The sequence below is a fragment of the Rubellimicrobium rubrum genome, from assembly GCF_006152115.1.
Taxonomy (GTDB): domain Bacteria; phylum Pseudomonadota; class Alphaproteobacteria; order Rhodobacterales; family Rhodobacteraceae; genus Rubellimicrobium; species Rubellimicrobium rubrum.
Genome location: NZ_VDFU01000007.1, coordinates 62,127 through 77,823, shown reverse-complemented (window position 1 = coordinate 77,823; position 15,697 = coordinate 62,127). Strand labels below are relative to the sequence as shown.

The following is a 15,697-nucleotide window of genomic DNA, read 5'->3' as shown; positions in this document are numbered from 1 at the left end:
CAGGCGTCAAAGGGAAAGGGCGGTCGGTCTATTGCCCCAGCAGAGCCAGAGCCTCGTTCAGCTTGGCCTCGGAGGTCGCGTGGTCGCCGGCCTCGTGGGCGGCCCGACCTTCCTCAAGCAAGGTTGTCGCCTGCGACTTGATGGCCTCGTCGGTCGAGGAGGTCGCCATTGCTTCCTCGATGCGGCCCATCAGCATCGGGCATTGGTTGGCGAACGCGGGCGCAGCCAAGGTCACAGCCAGCGTCGCCCATAGAAGCGTCTGTCTCATCTGGATCCCTCCCATACCTGTCGGTAGGGCGAGGCTAACACAGTTTAGGAGAACTGGAGCGGGTAACGGGAATCGAACCCGTAACTGAAGCTTGGGAAGCTTTCGTGATACCTTTTCACCATACCCGCGGTGATGCCGCCGGAGGTAGCCGTTGCCCCTGGCGGCGTCAAGCTGTCAACGCCCGCGCCGCCGCCGCCCTTCACCACCGGCGAGGTTGAAGGACACATGCGGAAGGGTTACCTCGGTCAGAAGGTTCGGGAACGGATCCGACGCATGGGGAATGGCGTTCGCGGCCACGAAATGCTCCTGGAAGCGGGGCTCGATGGCGGTCTCGATCTTGGTGATACGGCTCACCAGCCCTTCGACCTCGCGCCGTGCTGCCACTGAGCAGAGGGCGATCCGCGCCCCGGTTCCGGCCGCGTTTCCGGCGCTGCGTACCCGGTCCAGGGGCACGTCCGGGATCATGCCCAGCACCATGGCGTGCTTGGAGCTGATATGAGCGCCAAAGGCTCCCGCCAGGGTCACGCGGTCCACATGGTCCACCTGCATCTCGTCCATCAACAATCGCGCTCCGGCGTACAGCGCCGACTTGGCCAACTGGATAGCACGGATGTCGCCCTGGGTGATCAGGATGCGAGGCCCGCCGTCGGCCGTTCCATCGTGCAGAAGATAGGCGCTGGTGCGGCCCTGCAACTCGCAGCGCGCCGTGCCGGTCTGCTCGGCCGACCCGATCAGCCCACCGGCATCCAGCAGCCCGGCGAGTCTCATCTCGGCCACGACCTCGATAATGCCCGAGCCGCAGATTCCCGTCACGCCGGTGGTGCTGATGGACTCGGCGAAGCCTGCCTCGTCCGACCAGAGCGAGGACCCGATCACGCGGAACCGAGGCTCCTTCGTGATGGGGTCGATCATGACCCTTTCGATGGCGCCGGGCGCAGCCCGCTGGCCCGAACTGATCTGCGCACCCTCAAAAGCCGGACCGGTGGGCGAGGAACAGGCGAGGACCCGCGACCGGTCGCCAAGCAGAATCTCCGCATTGGTTCCGACATCCACGGTCAGCACCAGGTCATTCGACCGGTCAGGCCGTTCGGCCAGGGCCACCGCGGCCGCATCCGCACCCACATGGCCCGCGATGCAGGGAAGAACGTAGATCTGGCAGCCCTCGTTCACCTGAGCGAACCCGAGGTCTCGTGCTTCCAGGGACATGGCATCCGACGTCGCCAGCGCGAAGGGCGCCTGGCCCAACTCCACAGGATCGACGCCAAGCAGCAGGTGGTGCATCACGGGATTGCACACAAAGACGATCTCGACGATGTCCCGTGCCCCGATGCCGGCCTCGGTTGCAAGATCCCGGGCCAAGCCGTCGATGGCCGCGCGGACCGCTTGGGTCATCTCCTGATCTCCGCCGGGGTTCATCATGGCGTAAGAGACCCGGCTCATCAAATCCTCGCCGAAGCGGATCTGGGGGTTCATGGCTCCGGCGCTGGCCTTGACGGTCCCGTTCCGAAGATCGGTCAGATGAGCAGCGATAGTGGTCGATCCAAGATCAATGGCAAGGCCGTAGATCCGCCCCTCGTGAAAGCCGGGCCAAATGTCGATGATCTTGGCCACCCCCTCGTCCCCACGCCAAAGCGCCACGGTGACCTGCCACCCACCCCTGCGCAACGCAGGCTGCAGCCGGGCGAGGACGGGCAGGGATGCCGTGACCTTCTCAACTTGCCACTGCTCCCTTAGGGCCTCGCAGAGGCGCTCGAAGTCCCCGCGCGGCTCGTGCATGTCCGGCTCGGCCACCTCCACGAAGTGAAGGTGGGTGGCGGGATCCATGATCATTTCGACATCGGACGCGGCCTTGCGCACCACCTGGCGGTGCACTTGGCTTTCGGGCGGCACGTCGATCACAACATCCCCCTCGACCTTGGCCTGACAGCCGAGCCGCCGTCCTTCCCTGAGGCCGCGGATGCGATCGTAACGCTCCTCGACGGCGTTCCACGGGCTCAGGGCATCCGCCGAGACGGTCACTCCGTGCTTGGAGAACTCTCCTACCTGGGGGGTGACCTGACACTTGGAGCAGATGCCGCGCCCGCCGCAGACCGAGTCGAGATCAACGCCCAGTTGCCGCGCGGCGGTGAGCACGGGCGTGCCCAGCGGAAAGCGGCCGCGTTTGCCGGACGGGGTAAAGATCACGAGGGCATCGGCGATTGCACCTTCGGATTGGGACAGGGGCCTGATCTCGGTCAACGGAATGCTCCATGAAGGCTGGTCTCGCGTACACCCCGAAGACGATCCACGATCGACCGGCTGCGGCAGCCTTGCGGCGGTTTGCGTCAGCGCGCGATCCATGACAAGAGGCGCTGATTCCGCACCAACCAGGAGTCCGATCATGAACATTCGCGAAGCCCTCACCTTCGACGACGTTCTGCTGGTTCCTGCCGCCTCCTCGGTCCTGCCGTCCACAGCCGACACCCGGACCCGCGTCACGCGCGGCATCGCCATGAACATCCCCCTTCTCAGTTCCGCCATGGACACGGTCACCGAAGCACGCATGGCCATTGCCATGGCGCAGGCAGGGGGCATGGGGGTCATCCATCGCAATCTCGACATCGAAGCCCAAGCCGCCGAGGTCCGGGCCGTCAAACGCTTCGTGTCCGGCATAGTGGACACGCCGATCACGCTTCGGCCCGACCAGACATTGGCGGACGCCAAGGCGCTCCAGGCCCGGCACGGCGTGACGGGGTTCCCCGTCGTCGATGATCAGAACCGCGTCGTCGGCATTGTGACGAACCGGGACATGCGCTTCGCCTCGGACGATCGCACGCCCGTCCGGGTCATGATGACGGCCGACGACCTTGCCATCCTTCACGAACCGGCCGACCTCGAAGCCGCGCGCAGCCTCATGAAGGCGCGCCGCATCGAGAAGCTTCTGGTGACCGACGGGCAGGGCAAGCTGACCGGTCTTCTAACGCTCAAGGACAGCGAACAGGCGGTTCTGAACCCGGTCGCCTGCAAGGACTCCTTGGGGCGTCTGAGGGTAGCTGCGGCTTCCACGGTCGGGGATGCGGGCTTCGAGCGGAGCGCGGCGTTGGTCGAGGCCGGTTGCGACATCGTGGTGATCGACACGGCCCATGGTCATTCCGAAGGCGTAGGCAAGGCGGTGAGCCGTCTCAAGGCCATGTCGAACGAGGTTCAGGTGATCGCCGGCAACGTCGCGACCGCCGAAGGGACGCGAGCCCTGATCGACGCGGGCGCCGATGGGGTGAAGGTAGGCATTGGTCCCGGCTCCATCTGCACGACGCGAATGGTGGCTGGGGTGGGCGTCCCGCAACTGACAGCCGTGATGGACGCGTCCGGTGCAGCAGGCGACGTTCCGGTAATTGCTGACGGGGGCATCAAGTATTCGGGGGACTTCGCCAAAGCCATCGCGGCCGGGGCGTCATGCGCCATGGTCGGCTCCATGATAGCAGGCACGGATGAAAGCCCGGGCGAGGTGATCCTTTACCAAGGCCGCAGCTTCAAATCCTACCGTGGAATGGGTTCGCTGGGGGCCATGGCCCGCGGCTCGGCCGACCGGTACTTCCAGAAGGATGCCGCCTCGGACAAGCTGGTTCCTGAGGGCATCGAGGGACAGGTGCCCTACAAGGGTTCGGCCCATGCGGTGATCCACCAGTTGGTCGGAGGTTTGCGCGCCGCGATGGGCTACACGGGCAACGCCACGGTCGAAGACATGCGCCGGAACAGCCAATTCGTGAAGATCACGAGCGCCGGCCTGCGCGAAAGCCATGTCCACGACGTGCAGATCACCCGGGAAAGCCCGAACTACCGGGCAGGCTGACGGTGACCCCCGCCGCTCGCATCGCCGCTGCCGCAGCGCTTTTGGACACCGTCCTGGCCGGAGCGCCGGCCGAGCGAACCCTGACCAACTGGGCGCGAGGGGCTCGTTACGCAGGCAGCAAGGACAGGGCAGCGGTCCGCGACCTGGTTTATGATGCGCTGCGGCGGCGGCGCTCTCTGGCCTGGGTCGGGGGCGCGGAAAGCGGGCGCGGACTGATGCTGGGGGCCTTGAGGCTCAGCGGCACGGACCCGTCGCTTCTCATGACGGGAGAAGGGCATGCCTTGTCGTCGCCCCTCGAGGATGAGGGGGGCCGATCCTTGGCCGAGGCCCCCGACGGCGTTCGCTTGGACATGCCGGACTGGCTCCTCCCGCGCCTCTCCGCGGCGCTGGACGAAGATCTCGAGGCGGTCTGCGGAGTGCTTGCCCTGCGCGGACCTACCACTTTGCGGGTGAACCTGCTCAGGGGCGACCGCCCGATGGCCCAGGAGGTCCTTGCCGAGGACGGTATCGAGACCGAACCGGACAGCCAAGTTCCCACGGCGCTTCACGTGAAGACCGGGGCGAGCAAGGTCGCCAACTCCCGTGCTTACCTGACGGGTTTGGTCGAGCTTCAGGACGCATCCTCCCAGGCGGCGGTACTTCGGCTTCCGTTCCGGGGTGGCATGACCGTTCTCGATTACTGCGCCGGAGGCGGGGGCAAGACACTGGCGATGGGAGCGCTGGCGCGTCTTCGGCTCGCGGCTCATGATGTTGATCCCCGCAGGATGGCGGATCTGCCTGCTCGTGCCCATCGTGCCGGTTTGGCGGTCAGCCTTCTTGATGATCCGGCAAGCCTCGGGCCGTTCGATCTCGTGCTGGTGGATGCGCCGTGCTCGGGCAGTGGGACGTGGCGACGGACGCCCGATGCCAAGTGGAGGCTGACGCAGGATCGGCTGAACGATCTCTGCACCTTGCAGACGACCATCCTGACCGAGGCGGCCGCGCTCGTCGCTGCGAACGGGTGCTTGGTCTATGCAACCTGCTCCATCCTGACCGAGGAGTGCGATGGCGCCGTGGCGGAGTTCATGTCCCGGAACACCGGATGGGCGATGGAGGACAGGTGGAAGGCCCTCCCGACGCCTTTCGGCGACGGTTTCTTCCAAGTTGTTCTTAGGAGGCTTTGAAACCACCCGAAGTTGTGGCAGTAGCGCTGTCGCAGTCGGTCCAGCCTTCATGACCTGTCAAGTGAACCTTGCCGGGTGCGCTGGCGCAATGGGAGGAGAACGCCTTGGTGCATCAGGCGGCACAAAGGACGGGGAGCCACGCCACCGGCAGACGCTCCGCGGCGGAGACCCCTTCCTCGCCAAACGGTGGGTGGGGGTGGACCTCCCTGGGCTATCTCCTGTTCGTCACGGCCCTTCCGATCTTGGCTGCCTCGACCCTGTCGGCCGGGTCCTGGTTGCAGCATGTATTTGCCATGATGGCGGCCATGCTCTTCCTGATGTCGGCTGTTTGGTCCGTTCGCGCCATCCGGCAGAGCGCCATGAGCCGGCGCATCCTTCGGACCATGACTCCGCTCCTCGAACGCGAGATCCCGGGGTGCTGCTTTGCGGACGAGCAGGGTCGCGTGCTGCGCGGGGACGGTTCGGTCGCCCTGGACGGACTGGGGGATCCTCTCTCTGTCGCCGACTTCCTAAGCGGTCATTTCGCTGATGCGGACGCCGTGGTGGAGCGGCTCTGGGCACGGGCTCAGCAGGGCGGCCTCGCCCAAGAGGATCTGCAGACGCGTCGGGGGGACTACCGCTTGGCCGTCAGTCAGATCACCCGCCGACTGGCGCTCTGGCGGTTGGAGCGTCGGGACGACTCGGTCGGGACGGCTCTGGACTCCCATGACGTACCGATTGCCAAGGTATCCTCGATGGGCACGATCCTCTCGGCCAACGATGCGTTTCAGCGCCTGGTCGGGTCGGTCCCCCAGTACATCGAGCAGATCGCTGCCGTGCCCCCTCTCGTTCCGGGCCGCACTCAATCCGTCGCAGCTGCGCAGGGCGCCATCGACCGCTTGGTGGTGCAGGTGGTCGAGGTGGATGGCCAGCGCCGACTGTACTTCCTTCCGACCGAGGCCGGTGGCGTCGGCCGCGTGAAGGAGTGGGATGCCATTGAGGATCTGCCGGTTCCACTCATGAAGCTGTCGCGGTCAGGGGTGATCCTGGCCGCCAACCGCCACGCCCGCGCGCTGCTGCCTTTGGCCGGTGAAACAGGAGTGCGGTTGTCGGACCTTCTGGAGGGGCTCGGGCGCCCGGTCGGTGAATGGGTGGCCGACATCGCCGAGGGGCGTCCGACCACCGGCCCGCAGGTGCTGCGCGGCACGGGCGCCCACCATGACACGGTGGTGCGGGTGACGCTGAACCTTGCCGGACCTTCGGAGGAGCCGCACCTGATTGCCGTCTTTGATGACGTGACCGAATACAAGGCACTCGAGGCGCAGTTCGTCCAAAGCCAGAAGATGCAGGCGCTGGGTCAACTGGCCGGTGGCGTGGCCCACGACTTCAACAACCTGCTCACAGCGATCTCGGGACACTGCGACCTGCTCCTGCTGCGCCACGACCAGGGTGATCCCGAATATGCCGACCTGATCCAGATTCGGCAGAACGTGAACAGGGCGGCAAGCCTCGTCGGGCAGCTTCTCGCGTTCTCGCGCAAGCAAAGCATGATGCCCGAGACCATCGACCTGCGCGAGTCCCTGGCCGATCTTACCCATCTCCTGAACCGCCTCGTCGGCGAGAAAGTACGGTTGCAGCTTCGGCATGACCCGTCGCTTCTGCATATCCGGACAGACAAGAGGCAGCTCGAGCAGGTCATCATGAATCTGGTGGTTAACGCCCGGGACGCCATGCCGGATGGCGGAGAGATCCTGATCGAGACAGGAAACTGCCACCTTGGCGAGCCGCAAACCTGGGGTCGGGCGATCATTCCCCCTGGGCGATATGTTCAGGTCAAGGTCATCGACCATGGAACGGGCATCCCTCCCGAGCGCCTTCACAAGATCTTCGAGCCTTTCTACACGACCAAGAAGCCGGGCGAGGGCACGGGTCTCGGGCTGTCCACCGCCTATGGCATCGTGAAGCAGAGCGGGGGCTTCATCTTTGCCGAAAGCACCGTGGGCCAAGGCTCTACGTTCACTCTCTGGTTCCCGGCTCACGACAAGCCCAAGGAGCAGCCTGCACCGGTGAAGCGGACCGGGGCCGTCGCTCGCCGTGCCGATGGGGTGGTCCTTCTGGTCGAGGATGAAGCGCCGGTCCGGGCTTTTGCCGGACGGGCGTTGCGAATGAGGGGGTACACGGTCCTGGAGGCCGACTGCGGGCGGGCCGCCCTGGACCTGCTTGCCGATCCCGGACTTCAGGTCGATGTCGTCGTGTCGGACGTCGTGCTGCCGGACATGGATGGTCCGACTTGGATCCGGATCGGATTGTCCGATCGACCGGATGTCCGGGTGATCTTTGCATCGGGCTACGCGGAAGAGGCTTTCTCCGAGCACAAAGCCGAGATTCGGGGATCGGTCTTCCTGCCCAAGCCGTTCTCGCTTGTGGAGTTGACCTCCATCGTGGAGGAACAGATGGCTTTGGGGGCCCGGTCGGCGGACGGCGGAAAGGCTGGGGAGGCCAGCGGGTAGCTCCAGGGACGAGCGGAAGGCTAGGCTGCCGCCACCGTCGGAAGCGGATGAGAAGGCTGACCTGATCTGCCTGTCAGATTCATCATGGCCTGCTCAGGAATCTCGCTCTCCTTGCGGACGTTAGCTGTGGCTGGTCTGCCCAGTTCATGACCCCCTGGAGGTACTTGGTTCCGCCCCTACGCCAGCGGGTTTGCCGGGGTCGCTCAGGCGGGCGAATGTCCCATTCGCAACAGTCCGACAAGATGAGACGCACATCCAGTCAAGGCGGCGTTGTCGTCCTCTACGACCCCGACGCCGAAGCTTTCCATGAATCCCGAGAAGCGGCCCTTGTCACGGAACGCCTCGACAAAGCCGAATGTCTTCAGATGCGGAGCAAAGGCTCGCGCCAGCCCCCCCACGAGCCATACGCCTCCGAACGGCAGGGTCGTCAGGGCCAGATCGCCTGAAACCGCGCCCAGGGTTCGCACGAAGACTTGCCCGGCCCTGACGGCCCGGCTGTCGCCACCCTGGGCAATGGCAGACATGATCTCGGCCGAGGTGGCGACGGACGGGTCAGCCTCTTCCTGCCCGAGCCAGTCGTGGACCTGAACGATTCCGCGGCCGGACAGAACCTCCTCGACCGAGGCAAAACCATGCGCAGCCCCCACGAAGCGGGCGAGGCGGAGGTCGGCCTCGGACCGCACAGGCAGTGTGACGTGTCCGGCCTCGGCCGGCGGCACGAGCCGACCCCCTTCGGTGTCGAAGACCTGCGCTATGTTGAAGCCCGTGCCCACATTGATCACGAGCTTGGCCGCATGGGGGTTCGGGTCGGCGAAAGGGATGATGGTCGGGGTCTTGACCGGGTCGAGGAAGCCCAGCGCATGACCCTGTGCCTGAAGATCGTTGAGGATCGCCGTGACCTCGGCCCCCGTGGCTGCTGCAAGAGTGTCCTTGTCGATGGCCCAGTCGAGATTGGTAAGAGTTCCCCGGCCGTCCTTGACCGGCCCGGCAACCGCGACGCAGGCCGCGTGCACGCGGACGCCACCCTGCTCTGAGAGGAACTGGCGGAGAGCGGCCTCAAGGCTGGGCTGCTCGGCATTGCTGTAACGTCGGCCAGTCCCATCGAGCACCGCGCGACCGCGTGCCAGGGCGACGCGGGTGTTGGTCCCACCGATATCGGCGACGAGCATGAGCGGATCGGTCGAAGTGGACATGAGTACCTCGTCGGAGTGGTCCCGTGGTCATAGGCCCGTTCGACAGCGGGCATCAAGGCTCCCTTGCAGGCCTGGAGCCCCGGGTTGCACCGGGCCCGACTCTGGACGGAACGGTGCGGCTCTGCCATAGGCCCGGACCATTCGTAGAAGGAGGGTTCCCCGATGCAGTCTTCGCCTCAGCTTGGCCCGGACTACCTGCCGGGAGTCACTCCGCTGCCCATCGACCCAGAATGGTGGCGCGGTGCGGTGATCTACCAGATCTACCCGCGGAGCTACCAGGACTCGGACGGCGACGGTATTGGCGATCTGGCCGGGATTGCCCAGCGACTGCCCCACATCGCGCGCCTTGGGGCCGACGCGATCTGGATCAGCCCGTTCTTCACCTCGCCCATGAAGGATTTCGGCTACGACGTCTCGGACTACTGCGACGTCGATCCCATGTTCGGGACGCTTGCAGACTTTGATCGTGTGGTCGCGGTGGCCCATGAGCTTGGGTTGCGGGTGATGATCGACCTTGTGCTGTCCCACACCTCGGACCGGCATCCCTGGTTCGTGGAAAGCCGATCCTCACGCGACAACGCCAAGTCGGATTGGTATGTCTGGGCTGATCCCAAGCCCGATGGAACGCCGCCCAACAATTGGTTGTCCATCTTCGGCGGTCCGGCCTGGCACTGGCATCCGGGGCGGGAGCAGTACTATTTGCATAATTTCCTGGTCTCCCAGCCTGACCTGAACCTCCATGCGCCTGCGGTTCAGGACGCACTTCTGGACGTGGCGCGGTTCTGGCTGGCGCGCGGTGTGGACGGGTTCCGGCTGGACACCATCAACTTCTACTTCGCCGACAGGCACTTGCGGGACAATCCTTCCCTTCCGCGGGAACTGCGGAACGACTCCATCGCCCCGTCGGTCAATCCCTATAACCACCAACTGCATCTGTTTTCCAAGAACCAGCCCGAGAACCTCGAGTTCCTGCGCCGGTTCCGTGCGGAGTTGGTCCCCTACGGAGCCGCCGCCGTGGGCGAGGTCGGGGATGCACAGCGTGGGCTGGAGATCATGGCCGAGTACACCTCGGGCAACGACAAGGTGCAGATGTGCTACCCGTTCGAGCTGCTGCAGCCCTCTCGGGCCACGGCCGGCTTCATGGCCGCGGCCTTCGACAGGCTGTCCCGTGCCGCGCCGGACGCATGGCCGTGCTGGTCCTATTCCAACCACGACACGGTGCGACACATCACCCGGTGGAACCTCTCGGATGCGGGGGCGCGGGCCTACACGAACTTGCTGATGTGCCTGCGCGGCTCGGTCTGCCTTTACCAAGGCGAGGAGCTGGGCCTTCCGGAAGCGGATGTCGCCTTCGAGGATCTGCAGGACCCCTACGGAATCGCCTTCTGGCCCGAGTTCAAGGGGCGGGACGGCGCGCGTACGCCGATGGTGTGGGACGTGTCGAACCAGGCCGCGGGATTTTCGACCGGCAAGCCTTGGTTGCCGGTCTCGCCGGTTCATCAGCCCCTGGCGGCTGCGGCGCAGGAGCAGGACGACGCATCGATGCTGGCGCACTACCAGCGGGCGCTGGCCTTTCGCCGCCGGCACCCGGCACTACGGTCGGGGGCGCAGTCGCCCATGATCGCCACGGGCAACGTGGTCCAGTTCGTCCGTATCGGCGGCGGTGAGCAGGTCTTCGTTTCGGTGAACCTGGGAGACGGATCTGCAACGGTGGCCGTTCCGCAGGGGTCGTGGCGGGTGGCAGGGCAGGGACTCGGGATCGATGTCTCCGAAGATGCCACCGAGGTGACCCTGGGGCCCTGGCAGAGCTGCATTCTCGTCAAGCCGGACTGATCGGCAGGCCCGCGCGGCGCGTTCTCAGAGCGTGTCTTCCAGAACCCCGTCCGCGCTCATCTGCGCATAAAGCAGGCCCTCCCGCAGCCCGCGGTCGGCGACCGACAGTCGGTCCGTGGGCCAGAGCCGCATCAGGGCCTGCAGGATGGCCGAGCCGGACATGATCAACTCGTGCCGGTCCTTCCCGATCCGGGGATCGGTCCGGCGTCCCTCCGGACCCAGCGAAAGATAGTCCCGCACCACCGTGTCGATCTGGTCCGATGTCATACGCAGCCCGTCCACCTTGGCCCGGTCGTAACGCTTTAGCCCAAGATGGCTTGCCGCGACCGTCGTGACGGTGCCGGATGTGCCGATGATCTGGAAACCCTCCCTCGCTTGCTGTGTCGCCGAGGGTGCGAACGCGGCTAGGTTCTCCTCGAAGTACCAGCTCATCAGGGCGAAACGGGCTCCGTCATCCTCCACGTCCTCGAACTGGTCGCGAAGGGTCGCGACGCCGAGCGGCACGCTGATCCAGTCCACCACTTTGGCGACCGGGAAGGGCCCGGGACTTTGCCGGAAGCCCGCATGCAGGCGCATGATGGCGCGGGGGCGTTCGCGCCGTGGGACGTTGGTCAGGTCGATCCAAACCAACTCGGTCGAACCCCCTCCGATATCCACCACAAGCAACTGTTCCGTCCGTGTCGACACCAGCGGCGCACAGGAGATCACGGCCAGCCGCGCCTCCTCCTCGGGCTGAATGATCTCGAGGGCCAAGCCGGTCTCGCGACGGACCTGCTGAAGAAACTGCGCGCCGTTGCGGGCCCGGCGGCAGGCTTCGGTCGCGACAAGCCGCATTCGCACGACGTCATGACGCTGCAGCTTCTGCTTGCAGATGCGAATCGCGCTGATCGTCCGAGCCATGGCAGTGCGCGACAGCCGACCGGTCGCTTCCAGCCCCTGCCCGAGCTGGACCGACTTGGAGAAGCTATCAACCACATGGAACCCGCTGCCCTTGGGCTGCGCGATCAGCATGCGACAGCTGTTCGTGCCCAGGTCCAGCGCAGCATAAAGCGTGGCCGGATCGGGTATTTCTGGCGCGGGCGACTCGACCGCGATTGGGAATGCGCCCGCGCTGTCGGGACGCCTGGGCGCCATGTTCGCGCCCTCCAATCTGAACTTAAGGGGAGAGTAGCGGCAGGAGCCGTCCCTGCGCAAGCCTGTCGCGGTCGCAGCCAACGCGGGACATGTCGAAAACCGGCGTTGCCCGTGTCGCGGATTGGCCTAGAAGAGCCTGGAGCGAGCAGAGGACCCCATGCCCGAAGTGACCATCGTCTATTGGCGCGACATCCCGGCCCAGGTCATTGTGGGCTCCGGTCGGCGGGGCGTCAAAATCCAGTTGCCCGAACGGTTCGAGCAGGCCATCGACCGCGCCGCCATGAAGGCAGGGGCGCGCGACACCGACGCCTATCTTGCCGAATGGCGCAAGGCGCCGTCCTACACGGTCGAGGGCGAAGCCGCCGAAGTGGCGAACGCCGAGGCCGCGCGCATCGAAGCCGAATACGACACCGCGCGCCTCAGGGCGCTTATCGAAAACGACGGCCGGGCTTGACGCCCCTGCGCCTTCCGGAGGTCTTCATGTCGCTTCTTCCCTTCTTGCGCCGCAAGTCCGAGCCGCCGGTGGTGCCTGCGGTCGCCACCCCGCAATTCCTCCGTGGCTGGTCGATCGAGGTCATGCCGCGCACGGCCGAGAAGGTGGAGGATTTCCGCGCCATCCTGCCGCCCGGCACGAGAGTCTACATCGCTCATATTGACGGCACACCCATCGAGGACATGGTCTCGACCGCTAAGCGGATCGCGGGGCAGGGTTTCGAGGTGATGCCCCACTTCCCGGCGCGCTCGATTCCTGATCGCCCGACGCTGTCTGACTGGATTGACCGCTACCAGAGCGAGGCGGGGGTCACTCAGGGACTTATCCTCGCGGGAGGACGCAAGGATCCGGTTGGCGAGTTCGCCTCCTCCATGGATCTGCTGGAGACGGGGCTTTTCGACCATCATGGGTTCAAGCGGCTCCATCTCGCCGGGCATCCGGAAGGCAACAAGGACATCGACCCGGACGGCTCGGACCGTCTGGTGATGGAAGCGTTGCGTTGGAAGCACGCCTTCGCCGAGCGTACCGGCGCCAAGCTGGCGCTTGCCACGCAGTTCTGCTTCGACGCACAGCCGGTCATCGCTTGGGTGGACCGCCTTGCGGCCGAGGGAATCGACCTGCCGGTCCATATCGGCATCGCGGGACCCGCGAAGCTCCAGACGCTCATCAAGTTCGCCATTGCCTGCGGGGTCGGTCCTTCGCTCCAGGTCCTGCAGAAGCGCGCGATGGACGTGACCAAGCTCCTGCTGCCCTATGAGCCCGACGAGGTCGTGGACCAACTGGCGGCCCACAAGTCCGCCAACCCTTCCTTCGGCATCGAGCAGGTGCATATCTTCCCGCTGGGTGGAATCAGCGCCGCCGCCACCTGGGCCAACGCCCGCACCGGGCAGTCGCCCGCCCTCGCAGCCAACGGATAATCAATGACCCGCACCATCGTCGAATCGCAGACGAAAACCGCGATCATCGGCTTCGACCAGCCTTTCTGCGTGATCGGTGAGCGCATCAATCCAACCGGTCGAAAGAAGCTCGCCGCCGAGCTCGAGGCAGGTGATTTCTCGACCGTGGAGGCTGATGCGGTGGCGCAGGTGGCCGCAGGGGCCACAATGCTCGATGTGAACGCGGGAGTGGTCTACAACTCCAACCCCAACCCGAACGAAACCGAGCCGCCGCTCATGACCCGCATGATCGAGCTGGTCCAAGGGCTGGTTGACGTCCCGCTTTGCATCGACAGCTCCGTGCCGGCCGCACTCGAGGCCGGGTTGCAGGCCTGCAAGGGCCGCCCGTTGCTCAATTCGGTCACCGGCGAGGAGGAACGGCTCGAGTTCGTTCTGCCGCTCGTCAAGAAGTACAACGTGCCGGTCGTGGCGATCTCGAACGACGACACCGGGATCAGCGAGGATCCGGACGTGCGGTTCGCGGTCGCGAAGAGGATCGTGCAGCGCGCCGCCGATTTCGGAATTCCGGCGCATGACATCGTGGTGGACCCACTGGTGATGCCCGTCGGGGCCATGGCAACGGCGGGGTTGCAGGTCTTCACCCTGGTGCGGCGACTGCGCGAGGAGTTGGGCGTCAACACCACTTGCGGGGCGTCCAACATCTCGTTCGGTCTTCCCAATCGGCACGGGATCAACAACGCCTTCCTGCCCATGGCGATCGGGGCCGGCATGACATCGGCCATCATGAACCCGGTTGCTCTTCCCGTGACCCAGAAGGCCATTGCCGAGAAGAAAGCCGAGATCGCCGCGGCAGGGATCGTGCTCCCCGACGACATGGAGGACGAGGTGTTCGTGCAGCTCTTTGGCCTTGGGTCGACCAAGCCGCGTGCTGGCAAGGAGATGGAGGCCATCCGCGCCGCCAACTTCCTCATGAACAACGATCCGTCGGGAGGGGAGTGGATCCGCTTCAACCGCGCTCCCGTGGCTGAAGGTGAAGGCCGCCAGCGGCGCGCGGGCGGACGCAGGCGCGGCTGAGCCTCGTCCCGGAATGGTGCCTCTGGCACCTTCACGGGCCGGTTGTCGCTGGCCGGCTCCGGGCTCAGAGCATCGCCGTAGGCCGCCCACCCGCGACAAGCCGGTGTCGTTGGCTTGGCAGGTGGTGCCGTCCTCGCGCATCCCGCAATATGGGCGACTTGAGTTGCCCGACCACGCGACGGGTGCCGTGCTGTTGAGAGGGCGCGGGCGCGCCTTGCTGCCGCTCCGCATCGTGAGCGCTCATTTCCTGCGTATCCAGAAAGGGATGCGAAGCGATGGTCGATCCTAAGCCGGGCCGCCTTGGGCAGTGACGTGTCGCCAAGGTCGTTGCCTGCGCGATCCTGCTCCCGATCTGTCTCCGTAGGGGAGGCGCCGAATGGTCATCACCTCTCGCATAAGCGGTATGGACCATGCAGGAGTTCATAGCCCAAAACGACGCTCCCTTGCATCGCGGCACCGTCCCAAGCAGGCACGTGGCCCATCACTTGTCACCTTTCCAGGCGGGTTCCCTTTCTCGGCGGCGCGGCCCATATAGCGTCTTTGGAGAACGGGGCATGACATGGGCAAGACACCCGTAAAGGGCAGTTCGGGACGCGGCCAGCGGGACCTCACGGTCAAGGTCAAGACTGCCAAAGGGCGCAAGTTGTCCTCGACCCTTTGGTTGGAACGGCAACTGAACGACCCCTACGTGAGCCGGGCCAAGTCCGAAGGCTATCGCGGCCGCGCCGCGTTCAAGCTGATTGAACTCGACGACAAGTTCCGTTTCCTCGTTCCGGGTGCTCGGGTAGTTGATCTCGGTAGCGCGCCTGGAGGGTGGGCCCAGGTGGCCGTTCCACGCGTGAACGCCTTGGGCGAGAAGGCGAACAAGCCGCGGGGCCGTGTGCTCGGCCTCGACCTGCAGGAGGTGGATCCCGTGCCGGGGGCCGAGATCCATCAACTGGACTTCCTGAGCGACGACGCCGACGAGAAGGTCAAGGAATGGCTGGGTGGGCAGGCCGACGTGGTCATGTCGGACATGGCCGCCTCTGCATCCGGTCACAAGCAGACCGACCACATACGGATCATCGCGCTTTGCGAAGCCGCAGCCGAGCTGGCCTTCGATGTGCTGTCTCCGGGCGGCACCTTCGTCGCCAAGGTTCTTGCCGGAGGGGCAGAAGGCGACCTTCAGAAGCGGCTCAAGCAGGCTTTCACCAAGGTCGAGAACGTGAAGCCGCCGGCCTCGCGCTCGGACTCGTCCGAGAAGTTCGTGGTCGCCAGCGGCTTTCGCGGACGCCCCGCTCAAGCGTGAGCCCTTGCGCGAGGGTTGTGTGCCGCGCCACAGTCGC

At 65.5% G+C, this 15,697-nt stretch carries 12 protein-coding genes and 1 tRNA gene; 8 read left to right on the top strand and 5 right to left on the bottom strand.

Features of this window, described 5'->3' with window-relative positions; genetic code table 11:
* Window positions 1-28: 28 nt before the first annotated feature.
* The 3 genes from FHG66_RS08060 to FHG66_RS08050 all read right to left on the bottom strand — a co-directional run bounded on the left by FHG66_RS08060 (window position 29) and on the right by FHG66_RS08050 (window position 2,467).
* The gene (locus FHG66_RS08060) at window positions 29-268 is read right to left on the bottom strand and encodes a hypothetical protein (RefSeq protein ID WP_139076239.1); all 240 of its coding nucleotides are present in this window, start codon (window positions 266-268) and stop codon (window positions 29-31) included.
* Between the two features lie 54 nt (window positions 269-322).
* Window positions 323-396: transfer RNA gene (locus tag FHG66_RS08055), tRNA-Gly, on the bottom strand.
* A gap of 46 nt (window positions 397-442) precedes the next feature.
* Window positions 443-2,467 (bottom strand): ASKHA domain-containing protein, encoded by a 2,025-nt coding sequence (locus tag FHG66_RS08050; protein ID WP_139076352.1) that lies wholly within the window; start codon window positions 2,465-2,467, stop codon window positions 443-445.
* A gap of 181 nt (window positions 2,468-2,648) precedes the next feature.
* Between FHG66_RS08050 and guaB the strand changes: the two genes are divergently transcribed.
* From guaB to FHG66_RS08035, 3 genes are all read left to right on the top strand, one after another.
* A complete protein-coding gene (gene guaB, locus FHG66_RS08045) occupies window positions 2,649-4,097 on the top strand; it encodes an IMP dehydrogenase (RefSeq protein ID WP_139076238.1) in 1,449 nt (482 codons plus the stop codon).
* A gap of 2 nt (window positions 4,098-4,099) precedes the next feature.
* A complete protein-coding gene (locus tag FHG66_RS08040; RefSeq protein ID WP_139076237.1) occupies window positions 4,100-5,260 on the top strand; it encodes an RsmB/NOP family class I SAM-dependent RNA methyltransferase in 1,161 nt (386 codons plus the stop codon).
* Between the two features lie 359 nt (window positions 5,261-5,619).
* Complete coding sequence (locus FHG66_RS08035; RefSeq protein WP_246082513.1) at window positions 5,620-7,749, top strand: hybrid sensor histidine kinase/response regulator; 2,130 nt, start codon at window positions 5,620-5,622, stop codon at window positions 7,747-7,749.
* Window positions 7,750-7,952: 203 nt separating this feature from the next.
* On the opposite strand, the gene FHG66_RS08030 is transcribed toward FHG66_RS08035, so the two are convergent.
* Entirely contained in the window at window positions 7,953-8,942 is a 990-nt protein-coding gene (locus tag FHG66_RS08030; protein ID WP_139076236.1) for a glucokinase, read from the bottom strand.
* 162 nt (window positions 8,943-9,104) lie between these two features.
* Here FHG66_RS08030 and FHG66_RS08025 point away from each other — a divergent pair, with 162 nt between their 5' ends.
* Complete coding sequence (locus FHG66_RS08025) at window positions 9,105-10,775, top strand: alpha-glucosidase (RefSeq protein ID WP_139076235.1); 1,671 nt, start codon at window positions 9,105-9,107, stop codon at window positions 10,773-10,775.
* Between the two features lie 24 nt (window positions 10,776-10,799).
* Here FHG66_RS08025 and FHG66_RS08020 read toward each other — a convergent pair whose 3' ends face one another.
* Complete coding sequence (locus tag FHG66_RS08020; RefSeq protein ID WP_139076234.1) at window positions 10,800-11,909, bottom strand: Ppx/GppA phosphatase family protein; 1,110 nt, start codon at window positions 11,907-11,909, stop codon at window positions 10,800-10,802.
* Between the two features lie 157 nt (window positions 11,910-12,066).
* Here FHG66_RS08020 and FHG66_RS08015 point away from each other — a divergent pair, with 157 nt between their 5' ends.
* The 4 genes from FHG66_RS08015 to FHG66_RS08000 all read left to right on the top strand — a co-directional run bounded on the left by FHG66_RS08015 (window position 12,067) and on the right by FHG66_RS08000 (window position 15,660).
* Complete coding sequence (locus tag FHG66_RS08015) at window positions 12,067-12,363, top strand: virulence factor (RefSeq protein ID WP_139076233.1); 297 nt, start codon at window positions 12,067-12,069, stop codon at window positions 12,361-12,363.
* Window positions 12,364-12,389: 26 nt separating this feature from the next.
* Entirely contained in the window at window positions 12,390-13,319 is a 930-nt protein-coding gene (locus FHG66_RS08010) for a methylenetetrahydrofolate reductase (protein WP_139076232.1), read from the top strand.
* A 3-nt stretch (window positions 13,320-13,322) separates the two neighbouring features.
* On the top strand, window positions 13,323-14,372 hold the full coding sequence (locus FHG66_RS08005; RefSeq protein ID WP_139076231.1) for a methyltetrahydrofolate cobalamin methyltransferase: 1,050 nt from the start codon (window positions 13,323-13,325) through the stop codon (window positions 14,370-14,372).
* Between the two features lie 559 nt (window positions 14,373-14,931).
* The gene (locus FHG66_RS08000) at window positions 14,932-15,660 is read left to right on the top strand and encodes an RlmE family RNA methyltransferase (protein ID WP_139076230.1); all 729 of its coding nucleotides are present in this window, start codon (window positions 14,932-14,934) and stop codon (window positions 15,658-15,660) included.
* Window positions 15,661-15,697 lie beyond the last annotated feature (37 nt).

Coding starts and splice junctions, on each gene's coding strand:
- FHG66_RS08015 (WP_139076233.1), top strand. CDS start 12,067: ATGCCCGAAGTGACCATCGTCTATTGGCGCGACATCCCGGCCCAGGTC.
- FHG66_RS08000 (WP_139076230.1), top strand. CDS start 14,932: ATGGGCAAGACACCCGTAAAGGGCAGTTCGGGACGCGGCCAGCGGGAC.
- FHG66_RS08030 (WP_139076236.1), bottom strand. CDS start 8,942: ATGTCCACTTCGACCGATCCGCTCATGCTCGTCGCCGATATCGGTGGG.
- FHG66_RS08010 (WP_139076232.1), top strand. CDS start 12,390: ATGTCGCTTCTTCCCTTCTTGCGCCGCAAGTCCGAGCCGCCGGTGGTG.
- guaB (WP_139076238.1), top strand. CDS start 2,649: ATGAACATTCGCGAAGCCCTCACCTTCGACGACGTTCTGCTGGTTCCT.
- FHG66_RS08005 (WP_139076231.1), top strand. CDS start 13,323: ATGACCCGCACCATCGTCGAATCGCAGACGAAAACCGCGATCATCGGC.
- FHG66_RS08025 (WP_139076235.1), top strand. CDS start 9,105: ATGCAGTCTTCGCCTCAGCTTGGCCCGGACTACCTGCCGGGAGTCACT.
- FHG66_RS08060 (WP_139076239.1), bottom strand. CDS start 268: ATGAGACAGACGCTTCTATGGGCGACGCTGGCTGTGACCTTGGCTGCG.
- FHG66_RS08035 (WP_246082513.1), top strand. CDS start 5,620: ATGAGCCGGCGCATCCTTCGGACCATGACTCCGCTCCTCGAACGCGAG.
- FHG66_RS08020 (WP_139076234.1), bottom strand. CDS start 11,909: ATGGCGCCCAGGCGTCCCGACAGCGCGGGCGCATTCCCAATCGCGGTC.